We start from the raw sequence: 12,263 nt of genomic DNA on the forward strand, positions 1-12,263 counted from the left end.
TACCGCATCCTCATGGCATTCTGTCCCGGCTTGCTCGATGGGCTGTGTCGTGTTTGTTTACCTGATGGCGCTGCGCGCCTGGAGCAGGCGTGAGACTCGCATGGCATCTCCAACAAATGTAGTCGTCTCCAATGGATCGAAGAACCTTTGCAACTCTTAAACAAGGCGCTCTGTTGCGTGAGCAGCCCAACATTGTATGGATTTATTGGCTATGAAACTCCAAATCAGGCAAGAAGACTTTTGCCATCAATCACTTATTGTCCTGTCAAAAAGACAATCCTATTACCTCCGCCAGACATTCCTCCGTTTGCTGCTTACATACCATGTTGCGCAAGTTCGACCCTCATAAAGGAGACCCCGTATGCAAGATATGTGGACGAGTATGAAAACTGCGCTCAATCGCCGTTCGTTCATGAAGAACGGAATAACCGCTGCCGGCGCCGGACTCCTTGCCAGTGGTTCACCCCTTTTCGCCGATGACGATCAGGACGAACGGCGCCGTGGCATCTCTCGAGGAGATGCAGCCCTGCTCCGCTTCGCAGCAGCAGCAGAGACCCTGGAGACAGACTTCTGGGTGCAATACAACGAACTCGGAGGTGTTCAGGACAAGGAAGAACCAGATGGAAACGGAAATTCAGCCTATACGGATGCGCTCTCACAACTGGACTCCGATATGGCCCAGTACATTCACGACAACACTGACGATGAATTCACTCACCAGAGCTTTCTCAATGCATATCTGGTTTCCAAAGGAGCGGAACCAGTCAATCTTGAGCCGTTTCGCACGCTAAAAGGAAGTACAGCATCCGGCTCCAGCGGAAAACTACGCCTCACGAATCTCATGCAGCTCACACTGGACACCAGTTGGTGGACTCGCTACCGCAGCGACACCAACAATCCTGACCTGGATCCAAACTTCGTTTTCCCGCAGGCAATTCCAACCTTGGCGAGTGGTCAACACACGGCTATCCCGCGCACCGATGCCGACACTACAGACCCAAACTTCCTGCAGGCCATCGCAAATACCGCAGCATTCCACATGCCAACCGTCGAACAAGGCGGCATCAGCCTCTATTCAGCCATGGCCCAGAGAGCCAGTAGCGTCGAGGTCCTGCGGATTCTCGTCAGCATCGGCCCAACGGAAGCCATGCATTTCCAAACCTGGCAGGATAAAGCCGGCAACGCGCCGACTCTAACCAACGTGAAAGATCCGGTGACTGGAGTCACCGTGACGTTTCCAGATTTGAATTCGTCACCATTTGGCGGCGAAACCTTCCAAACAAACCTGATCATGCCGGAGCCATGCCCATTCCTGAGCCGCAAGCTCCCGCCATGCTCAGTCGTTCGTCCGACAGAGACACGAGGCATCGCCATGAACGTAGTCAATTTCCTCACGTCCATGGGACTCTTCATCGGTCAGCAGCCAGCCTTCTTCAATCTCCTTACCCAACTAGCAAGAGAAGCAGATGCGGCCAGGCGGGAAATTCGGGAAGACTAAGCCAGCTTCATCGCTCGAATTTTCCACTACGAAACTCCAGGCGCCCAGCGTTGCAGACGACGCGAAGATTGGGTGCCTGGAGATCGGATTGTGGCCTTAGAGGTTTTGGTAACTATTATTTCCAAACCGCTTCGAAGTCAGCTTTAGAGCATTTTCCTGTTGCTGGGTATCCCGGGGAGAGGAGTGCAGCGGCGACGAAATATCTGAGATTCTTGCGGTTCTCATCTGGTACCATCCTGCTGCAAACCCCGCGTTCCGTTCTGCACTTTTATGGGATTCTGCGCAGGTTCGCCCGGGCCCCTAGAGCAATTCCCTAAAGGTGTGTAGGACGGAGCATTGGCTGTCTGCGCCGTTTTCCTTCGAAGAAAACGGCATCCGCAGATTTATCCAGATCTACAGTATTAGGAGAATTGCTCTAATGTCATGTACGAGGTGACCAATGTCAGCTCCAACTATTGAACAAATCAAAGCTTCCATGCGCTCGACCTGGATGGCCGGCGATTTTGGCGTTGTTGCTAAAACCATCTCAGGAGGGGCAGAAGACTTCATCTCCCGACTCGCGATCCCTGCCGGCAGTAAGGTGCTCGATGTTGCCTGTGGCACCGGCAACACAGCCATTCCTCTCGCTCGCCGCGGATGCATCGTGACCGGCGTTGATATCGCTACCAATCTACTGGAACAAGGCCGCGAACGTGCGGCGGCGGAAGGGCTGACAATTGCTTTCGATGAAGGCGATGCCGAAGCGCTTCCCTATCCCGATGCCAGCTTCGATGCGGTCACCACGATGTTCGGCGCAATGTTCGCTCCTCGACCTGAGCTGGTCGCCTTAGAATCGGCACGCGTGCTGAAACCTGGAGGCCTGCTGGCCATGGGCAATTGGAATCCTGGTAGCTTCACCGGCGCGATGTTCAGGACCGGAACAAAACATGTGCCGCCGCCACCGGGAGTTCAGCCCCCCGTCCTGTGGGGCGACGAGGCTACCGTGAGATCGCGTCTGGAACCGTATTTCACCGATATTGAGACCGAGCTGGTTCCTATCGACTTCGATATGCGGGTAAATCCAGCGGGTGCTGTCGATTTCTTCCGAAACTACTTCGGGCCCACAAAGGTGGCCTTCAGCAAGCTGGATGGAGCCGGACAGGAAGCACTTTATAGCGACCTGGTGGCACTGTGGTCGGAGGCAAACGTCGCTGTTGACGCCGATATCCATACGCTGGTGAAGAACCAGTATCTGAAGATCACCGCGCGCAAGAAATAACAGAAATATTCGATTCCGCAGAGCCCGGCCGCCGCCGGGCTCTTTCGTTTTGTGGCGATCCCTTGCTCAATTCAAGGTTTAATCAGTGAAAACTTTTCACCATCAGTGAAAAATTCCCTTGACAGGCTTTTTAACGGCTTTGTAGGATTCGCCCCGCTTCAAAGCAGACCGATTCCCAGGTAGCGAGGCATCCCTATGCAAGCCATTGCAGCACTGAGCCGACGCAAATCGTCCCGCAAAAGAGTTCTGGCAGTGTTTTGCGGAGCCATCCTTCTCATCAGCGCCACCCTTGCCAGAGCGCAGAGCTCTTCCTCTTCCGTGAACGGCAGTGTCACTGACCCCACCGGCGCGTCGTTGCCGGGCGCCCGAGTCGTTCTGAGGAACATCGAGACAAACGTTCTCCGTGAGAGCATCACCAACGATTCAGGTGCATACGTCTTCACAGCTATTCCACCTGCGCGCTACACCCTCACCTTCACGGCAGCATCCTTTCAGACGCAGACAGTGGCGGCTTTTGACGTGGGTGTTGCGCAGGCGGTGACCATCAATACCGAGCTTCGAACCGGAAGCGTTACCGACACCATTACCGTCGAGGCGACCGGAGCGCAGGTGGAAAGTTCAACCGCGCAGCTCGGCACTGTGATCGACGAAAAGGCCGTCAATAACCTTCCGCTCAATGGCCGTAACTTTACGCAACTTCTTACCTTGACGCCTGGTGTGACTCCCATCAGCACCGGTCAAAACAGCAGTGCAAGCAACACCGCAGTCACCGCGGCTGGAACAACGAGCTATTCCTTCCCGTCCATCAATGGAGCCGGCAACCGTTCCACGATCTACCTTGTTGATGGCATGAACGATAACCAGGCCTGGTACAACACCTATGCCGTGCCACCTATTATCGACACCATTCAGGAGTTCAAGATTAACTCTCACAACGACGCCGTCTATGGTGGTTCGCTTGGCGGCGTGGTGAACATCGTCACCAAGTCGGGAACGAACAGCTTTCACGGATCCGCCTGGGAGTTCATCCGCAATAACAGCTTCGATGCCAAGCCGTATATCTCTGCTCCGCCGTCCTATCACCTCAACACCTTTGGAGGCCAGGTAGGTGGCCCGATACGCATTCCCTGGCTTTATGACGGCCGCGATAAGACGTTCTTTCTGGTTGGCATGGAAGGAACGCTTTATTCCAAGGCCGGATCGACCAATATTCTGATTCCCACGCAGGCACAACTCAACGGCGACTTCTCCAGTGCCAGCACCGGTGTCAATAAGGGTGGAACCTGTTCCGCCAGCGACACGAAGGCACAAACATATCCCTGCCAGCTCTACGATCCAACTGTGGCCAACAATGCACCAGTTCCCTATCGTCCGGCATTCCTCGGCAACCAGATTCCGGTTAACAAGATGAACGGTTATTCCCTCGCCTTCGTCAAGGCAGTCTTCGGGAATGTTAGGCCGATCGTTATTCCGGGGATTGCTCCGACCACATACAACTACCAGATCACCGATCCGACTCGTCAGAAGGTGTACAACTACACCGGCCGTATTGATCAGCACATCGGCACGAAAGACTTCATCTTCTTCCGCTATTCCGGCATACAGTGGAACCAGGAAGCCCCCAGCACACTTCCGACACTCTTCACTTCCACGGACATTCCTGCCGAACAGTATGGCGTGAGTTGGATGCATGTCTTCAGCCCCGCGACCAGCATGCAGGTACAGTACGGTCGTACACACGTTGGAAACACGGTCGTTACGCAGTTCAACGACCGTAACCTCTGGAAGACCTACGGTTGCTCGGGAGATATGTGCAATTCATTTGTCGGAGGTGCAACCCTGCTTGTGACTCAGGCGGTGACTAACGGTTTCTCGGGCGGCGAGGTCAACAGCCCATCTAAAAACCTCTCCAGCATTCACGAATGGTTGGGAAGCGTGATGCACACCATCGGTAATCATCAACTTCAAGCCGGCGGTGGATGGGACCAGGTGAATTACACGGCGCAACTGCGACAGGGACAAGTCAGTTTTACTGGAGCCTCGACTGGTAACTTCGGCAATGTTCCAGGTCAGGCCGGGGCAAACCCGGGCTCCCCGTCGAATATCACTTCGGCCCAAATTGCTGCTCAATCAGGCTTCGGTCTGGCCGATTTTCTACTCGACTATCCCAACTCCGAGAACAAGCGCAACGTCTTTCTTACGGAGCGCCCGGGAGGCATTGCCAACATCTATCTTCAGGATAGTTGGAAGATCACTCATACGTTCACATTAAATATCGGCGTTCGCTATGACCGTAGTGTGATTCCGGCCTTTGGCACGGATGAGTCCATCGGCCTGCAGGGCTCGCCGGAAACGGGCGACTTCGACTTCAATACCGGTGACTATATTATCCAGAAGCTACCGCCGCTATGCAGTGAACGCAAGCACGCGCCGTGTCTTCCCAGCGCGACCCTGCCTGCACACGTTCGGGTTGCCACAGGCGGAAAGATTCTCCACGGCAGCAAAGACAATGTCTCTCCTCGCATCGGTTTCGCATATCGCGTCAACGACAAAATGTCGATTCGCGGCGGTTTCGGCATGACCTATGACAACTGGGCAGCCATTATTCAGATGACCCAGAACTACCAGGGATCGTGGCCCGATACCGGAACCCTGCAGATCAATGGAACCAATACTCCTGGAACCATCTACACCTCGGCGCAGGATCCTTTTGCCGCCAACTCCGGCAACCTGCCGGCTGCGACTCCTTTTGGGTCATCGAACGTAAACTACATGGTCGATCCGCAGTGGAAAAATCCGTACTCTGAGCAGTACAACTTCGGGATTGAGCAGCAGTTCGGCCGTCGCACCATTCTTTCGCTCAACTACGTTGGATCGTCATCACACCGTCTGGATATCGGCGGCTACTACAACACTGGAACTCCATGCTCCACGTGCGTATCCTTCGCCGCACGCGGAACCAACACGGGGCAACCGTTCCCCTATACGGTTCCACAAAAGTCCTGGGATCACTCGGGCGCGAATGCTTCTTACAACGCGCTGCAGGCTTCGTTCCAGCGTCAATTCAGTGACGGCCTTGGATACACCGTAGCCTATACGTGGAGCAAGACATTGAACGAGGGAGGTGATGGCTACTTCGGGGTCGAAGGCGGAGTTCCGGAGGATCCATATAACCCGCGCGGCAGCCGCGGACCTGCTAGCTTCAATATCCCTCAGATTCTCGCCGCTAACCTGGTGTATGAGCTTCCCGTCGGAAAGAACAAGCGGTTCTCGACGGGAAACACGATCGGCGACTATGTCGTTGGAAACTGGCAGGTAAATGCCATCATCTCCGCCCGCTCCGGCCAGAACTTCAATGTGACTGCAGCAGGTGACATTGCCAACACCGGTAATGCCGGTACCTATGAACGTGCCGACCTTGTCGGTGATCCTTATAAATCCGGTCCGGTCGACGGCAACCCGTCCTGTGCACCGCCCGCCGGTCCGACCCGTACCCGGACGCAATGGTTCAATCCCTGCGCCTTCAAAACACCGGCAATCGGAACACTCGGAAATGCCCCTCGCAACTTCCTACAGGGACAGCAGTCCTGGGGGCTCGATACTTCGATCCACCGTATCTTCCCAATTCGCGAGAACGTGTCCTTCAAACTCGATGCTGAAGCCTTCAACGTCCTGAACCATCCGGTTCTCGGCAATCCTGCGGCAACGGTAACGACACCTTCAACCTTTGGCACTATCAGCGGAGTGGCTTCCGGAAACGCACAACGTATTCTTCAATTCGCCGGTAAGTTCCAGTTCTGAGAACATCCAGGAGTAAAGAAAGCCTGTCCGAAGCATCTCTCGGACAGGCTTTCTTACGATCCTTTTCAGTTAGAGCATTTCCCCTGTTGCTGGGCATCCCGGAAAAATGTGCATTGCAGAAACGCCCATAGATGTGGAAACCCTACGCCACACCTACAGGGAAAATGCTCCAGTGTCCTGAGTCATTAGTCCATGCCATAAATCATGAAGTGCTCCTGCCATCCGAAGCGTTAAAAAGCAGGTTCTTCACTACCGTTAGGATGACAACATTTTGCGATGAACTTCACACTCACCACACTAGCGCTTCATCTTCAGCTCTGTTCCGTAGAGTGGCAACAGCGGGTGATGAATCACTGCGCGAAACTCATAAATGCCCTTAGGATCCAGTCCGTTGAGGTTTGCTGTAAATGGTCCCGGTCTGGAGATTGTCTGCGCCGGAGTCGCGGTCCAGACAGCCGTCCGTGAATTCACATCCTCTCCGGACACCGGTCTATATTCAAAGGTCACTTCGAGCGAGGGTTGGTCACCCATATCGAGGACAGATCCTTCGAGTGTCTCTTCTCCCGATGTGCCCACGACTGAACCGGTCGTCTGTACCTGTGGTGGCTTGAGAGCGGGCTCGACATTTGTAATCTTGATTACCGCCGGATTCGGCCAGCGAAAATTGTCCTGTAACCGCTGGGCCTGCAGCACTCGTACATGGAGCCCGTCCTTCTCCTGATGCCATGTCGATTTGGGAGTAATTTCGGGGTGATATTCCACGACTTCATCGTTTTGGCCAAGGACACTCGCCTCTGTCTTTTCCGTCGCTCGAACGGAATGGAGCGTGAATTCCTTCCATGTAGCACGAGGCCATGGAGCGTTGGATTCGACGACGGCATAGAGCGCGCTGCCGTCTTTCTTTTTGGTAAACCAGATATCACCTTCGTTGGTAATGACCCAGGGACGCACGGAATAGATTGCATCGGAGTTGACGAACATCCAGAGACCGATTTCACGCAGACGCTCCTCTTCCTCGATCGGGAGCTCGCCATTCGGTTTCGGCCCGACGTTCAAGAGGAAATTGCCCCCCTTGGCGCGTGTCTGCACCAACAGACGGATCAGCTCTCCCCCTGATTTGTAGTGTTCATTCTGGGGTTGGTACTGCCAGGCTGTTCCCATCGTCATGCACGTCTCCCATGCCCCGGGAAGAGGCATGCCTGGCACAGTCAATTCGGGCGTCTTGATGGCGCCACGAGTCACAATGATGTTGGGATCGAGCTTCCATGCAAGGTCGCGTAGACCGACCGCCTCCCCATCGAGAAAAAGCTCATCGACTTTGCCATAGTTCGTCAGCAACTCCTTGACTTGCCCCTGGTCGTACTGCATCAGTCCCGGGTTATTCCTCGGTTGCACATCAGGCACAGAGCGGCGGATGATCTTGCCGTTCTGATGAAGCCACCAGAAATCGTCAGGAGAGAAGTAAACGCCGGTCGAAATCCCCTCGGAACGAAAGGCATCGAAGACCTCTCGTGTGATGTCACGATGAAAGGGAGTATGCATAACTCCGAAGACTGTCGTTTTGCTATCAAACATTGTGAATCCCGAATGATGTTTGGTCGTAAACATCATGTAGCGGATACCTGCCAGATGTGCGAGACGGGCCCAGTCCTTGGGTTCAAAACGATCCGGATCAAAGGTCTTCGGCAGCTCATTGAAAAAGCGATCGGTGTATTCGGGTGAAGCCCCTACCAGCGAGTGGCTGATCACTACGCCAAGCTGACTGTCGACGCTCCAGTGAATAAAGAGACCGAAACCCTGGTCGCGAAACCATTCCAACCTGTCCGGCTTATTCAGCGATCCCTTTTCCGGGTCATCTTCAGCAATCCCGGCCAGAGGAAAAGAAACGAGAATCAGAAACAGAAGACTCAGGATATGGATGATTTGGCGCAGCGGTCGCACTTCCCTCACAGATTTCCTCCGATGAAGCAACACGAAAACCATACATGAAAAAACAAGTTCACGAATGAAATAGTATTCATTCCCCGCAGCTGAGCATAGGGTCCAAAAGGTAGAAAGGGAGGCCATTATGCACCTATAAATCAACAACTTGCATGGATTTTTTGAGGATTAGAGTACCCTTCAGTTCCAGATAAGAGCCTTCCAACAAACTGTACCCCGCCGATGGTAATGGCATTGCTACATACAATCGTGACTCTCCCTTGTCCATGCTGAGGGTTGGTCCATGGGTACGAATTCACGGAGGACTGCCCCTTGAAATCCGCTTTTGCCGGCACACAGGCCCCTTCTTCTCGAGGCTTTTTTAACTTTGGCGCGATCTCCCCTCAGGAGTTGTCGGCGCTGGAACAGTGTTTCCTTCAAGGACGTTTCGCAGAGGCTGAGGCCCTGGCTCGCAGTTTGAATGCGCGCGACCCGCAACACCCTCTTGTCTGGAAGATTCTCGCCGCGACCATCGCTACCGGTGGAGACCTGGACACTGCCATTGCGCTCTATCAGCAGGCGCCCGCAAGTCTGCATGATGATTGGCAATATCACAACAACTATGGCAACGCATTGAAGGGCGCCGGCCGCCGTGGTGAGGCGATCCGTCATTACGAGCGTGCAATTGCGTTGCATCAGGACTCTATTGAACCGTTTTACAACCTGGGCGTCACATTGCTCGAAATGGGCAATCTGACAGCAGCAGAGAGCAAACTCCGTTTTGTATTGACCATGGATCCCGATCATGGCCTGACGCATGGGAACCTGGCGAATATCCTCAACATGCGCGAGCAGTTGGAGGAAGCCGATCTGCATTATCGATGCGCCGTGCGGGTCATGCCCCAGGAAGTACGTCTGCTGAATAACTACGGTCAACTTCTAAGCAAGCAGCATCGCTACCCCGAAGCTGAGGCGTATTACCGTCGCGCCATCGAGCTCGACGCAAACTTTGCCCCGCCTTTTGTCAATCTGGGCGAACTGATGGGGCAGCACGGGTTCGTCGCCGAGACAGAGATGCTGCTACGGCACGCACTTAAGATCGATCCCAACCTGGCCCAGGGTCACAGCAATCTGCTATTCACGCTCGCTCTTCGAGATAACTGCACTCCCACGGCAATACTCGCGGAACACCGTGCTTACGCAGCACAATTCGAAACGCCGCTGAAATCTCATTGGGGCAACTATCTCAACACGCGGGATCCTGACCGTATCCTGCATATTGGCTTCGTCTCCGGCGATTTCCGCAATCATCCGGTGGTGCGTTATCTCATGCCCGCACTGCAACGGCTTGTACAGTACGATGGCCTGCAGCTCTACGCCTATAACGCCAGCCGCCAGCATGATGCTTACACAGCACAGTATCAAGAGCTGTTTCATTACTGGCGCGGAGCGGCTACGGCTTCAGATGCGGCCCTTGCGAGGGCCATACGAGCCGACGTTATCGACATCTTGTTCGATCTGTCCGGTCACAGTGGCGACAACCGCATGCTAACCTTCGCCCACAAACCGGCTCCATTGCAAATGAGCTGGATAGGTTATGTCGCAACAACGGGCCTGGAGGCGATGGACTATTTCGTGGGCGATGCCAACCTGATTACGCCGGCTGAGCAATCTCAGTTCGCTGAGAAGATCCTCTACCTGCCAGCAACTACCAGCTTTGATCCACATGAACCGGCTCCGGAACGAAATGCTCTTCCCGCGTTGACCAAAGAATATTTCACCTTCTGCTGCCTGGCTCGTATCAATAAGCTCAACCAAGCCCACATCGCACTGTGGGCCCGGGTTTTGAAGGCCCTGCCTCGCTCGCGAATGATGCTGGCGACCATGTCTAATGGTTCCGCGCCGGAGACCGTAAAAGCGTGGTTTGCCGCTGAGGGTATCCAGGAGGAGAGGTTGCTCTTCCTTCACTCGCGCTCCGTATTGGAACAACTGGAGCAATACCGGATGGCCGATCTTTGCCTCGACACATTCCCTTACAACGGCAGTACGACCATCAGCCATGCATTGTGTATGGGAGTTCCGACACTTACCCTACGCGGAGACCTGGTCTCGAGTCGCCTGGGGACGTCCATTGCGTCGCACGTTGGAATTCCGGAGTTTATTGCGCATGATCGCGACGAATTTGTGCAGAAGGCAATGTTCTGGACACAAAATCTGCAGGCCTTGAACGAGCTTCGAGAGAAGCTGCCTGCCATGTTTGCCGCAAGTGCACTGCGGCAGCATGATCAGCTCGTAGAAACGCTGGTACAGAAGCTGCGCCTGGCCTGGCAGCGTTGGTGTGAGGGATTGCCTCCTGTAACTTTCTAGCGGACCCTTTCCTTCGCTGTGGTTACTTCTTTTTGCCACGGGTCTGCGCCGCCTTGCGAGCCGCACGTCTGAGTCCCTCTTTACCCTTGGTAGCCACAGCTTTCATCGCTGCCTCATGCCGGCTCTTCGATGTCCGCTTTTTTGAAGCCGTCTTCGCCTGCTTTGAGAGAGCGCCGCGTGTTGCGGATCTGTGAGATTCGCGCTGTAGCACTCGCTCCCTGGCCCGGGAGCGCTTCGGAGAAGGCGGCTCGGCTCCCTCCTGGCCCTTTTCGTACTCTCTCTCAGCGGACTTGCGCGTACTCTCCTTCGCCTGTCCTTTTCCTGGAGGAGGAAGCGGGACTCCAGCTCGGCGTGCTTTGCTGAGACCGATCGCGATGGCCTGCTGCGGCGATCGCGCACCGTGTTTCCCTTCGCGAATATGGTCGATCTCTTCATGCACGAATTCTCCAGCCGCTGTCGACGGAGACTTCCCTTCACGAAGATCGTTCTTTGCGCGTTCGGTTGTTGATTTGTCAGGCATTTCGTCCTCCTTTACACGGTGTCTACGACGAGAAAAGAGACATGGGAGGTTTTCTTTTGTCTCGCCTGGGAAATTCAGGGAGCAGCTAAGAGCGGAGGGCAAGTTCGATGAGAAGGAAGACTGCGGAACCCAAGATATAGCTTTGAATAGCTCTACGAATGCCGCTTTCTTCACAGGAAAACGCCGCAAACCGCTATAACTTCACCACCGGAGGAGTTGCGGACCCAAGGCTCCGCACTACACCTTTGGGAGAAATGCTCTAGTTGCGATAGAACCACCAGATTGCCACGGCTACGAGGATGAAGACAACCACCAAGCCCAGCGTTTTCATGATGCTGGAGTTGATCCCCGCTTCCGGGGGGCGTCCTGCCACGGGTGAGTCTGGTGTTTTGTGTTCCGTCTTGTCTCTCATGGACGCCAAGATGATGTTCATCACGAGTTGGTTGTATTTTCGCGGCGATGGCGGAGAGATCTGCTTTGTTGTCCGGCTTTTGAGCCTGGAAGAGTCTTGGTAGAGAAACAGATTTCTCCGCTACGCTCCGAAATGACAAAGAGGTTAAACAGCCCCTCCCGTCTCTAGCAACCACGGCGTATCGACAAATTCCAGTTGATCTGACAGAGGATGACTGAAACTGGTGGGAGCAGCGGGTCCCCATCCAGCCTTGCTGGATGGGGTGTTCAGCGGGCTTCAGCCCTGGGCCTCCTCTGTACGCGAGGAAAAAGCCCAGGGCTAAAGCCCATTTCATATCGAGCCGATATACCGTGGGCTGAAAGCCTAATGTCACTTACTTTGTACGTGAGAGGAGAAAAAGTGAGTTGAGGAGAGGGAGCTAGGGTTGAATCAGAAGTAGCTCTGTGAGGAACCGCTGCGTCTGTTATGGAGAAGAAGGCGGAAGCTG

6 protein-coding genes are annotated in these 12,263 nt (G+C 54.5%); 4 read left to right on the forward strand and 2 right to left on the reverse strand.

The window, feature by feature from the left end:
- Nucleotides 1-382 precede the first annotated feature (382 nt).
- From OHL21_RS12980 to OHL21_RS12990, 3 genes are all read left to right on the forward strand, one after another.
- Nucleotides 383-1,498: a ferritin-like domain-containing protein gene (locus OHL21_RS12980; RefSeq protein WP_263417695.1), complete on the forward strand. Its 1,116-nt coding sequence runs from the start codon at nucleotides 383-385 to the stop codon at nucleotides 1,496-1,498.
- 439 nt (nucleotides 1,499-1,937) lie between these two features.
- Nucleotides 1,938-2,756, forward strand: a complete 819-nt coding sequence (locus tag OHL21_RS12985) for a class I SAM-dependent methyltransferase (RefSeq protein ID WP_263417696.1) — start codon at nucleotides 1,938-1,940, stop codon at nucleotides 2,754-2,756.
- 195 nt (nucleotides 2,757-2,951) lie between these two features.
- The gene (locus OHL21_RS12990) at nucleotides 2,952-6,557 is read left to right on the forward strand and encodes a TonB-dependent receptor (protein WP_263417697.1); all 3,606 of its coding nucleotides are present in this window, start codon (nucleotides 2,952-2,954) and stop codon (nucleotides 6,555-6,557) included.
- A gap of 297 nt (nucleotides 6,558-6,854) precedes the next feature.
- On the opposite strand, the gene OHL21_RS12995 is transcribed toward OHL21_RS12990, so the two are convergent.
- Entirely contained in the window at nucleotides 6,855-8,507 is a 1,653-nt protein-coding gene (locus tag OHL21_RS12995) for an alpha-L-fucosidase (protein ID WP_263417698.1), read from the reverse strand.
- A 303-nt stretch (nucleotides 8,508-8,810) separates the two neighbouring features.
- Here OHL21_RS12995 and OHL21_RS13000 point away from each other — a divergent pair, with 303 nt between their 5' ends.
- A complete protein-coding gene (locus OHL21_RS13000) occupies nucleotides 8,811-10,844 on the forward strand; it encodes an O-linked N-acetylglucosamine transferase, SPINDLY family protein (RefSeq protein WP_263417699.1) in 2,034 nt (677 codons plus the stop codon).
- A gap of 22 nt (nucleotides 10,845-10,866) precedes the next feature.
- Here OHL21_RS13000 and OHL21_RS13005 read toward each other — a convergent pair whose 3' ends face one another.
- The gene (locus tag OHL21_RS13005) at nucleotides 10,867-11,364 is read right to left on the reverse strand and encodes a DNA-binding protein (RefSeq protein ID WP_263417700.1); all 498 of its coding nucleotides are present in this window, start codon (nucleotides 11,362-11,364) and stop codon (nucleotides 10,867-10,869) included.
- Nucleotides 11,365-12,263: the final 899 nt, after the last annotated feature.

Origin of the sequence: Terriglobus albidus (genome assembly GCF_025685425.1) — a bacterium.
Classification (GTDB): domain Bacteria; phylum Acidobacteriota; class Terriglobia; order Terriglobales; family Acidobacteriaceae; genus Terriglobus; species Terriglobus albidus.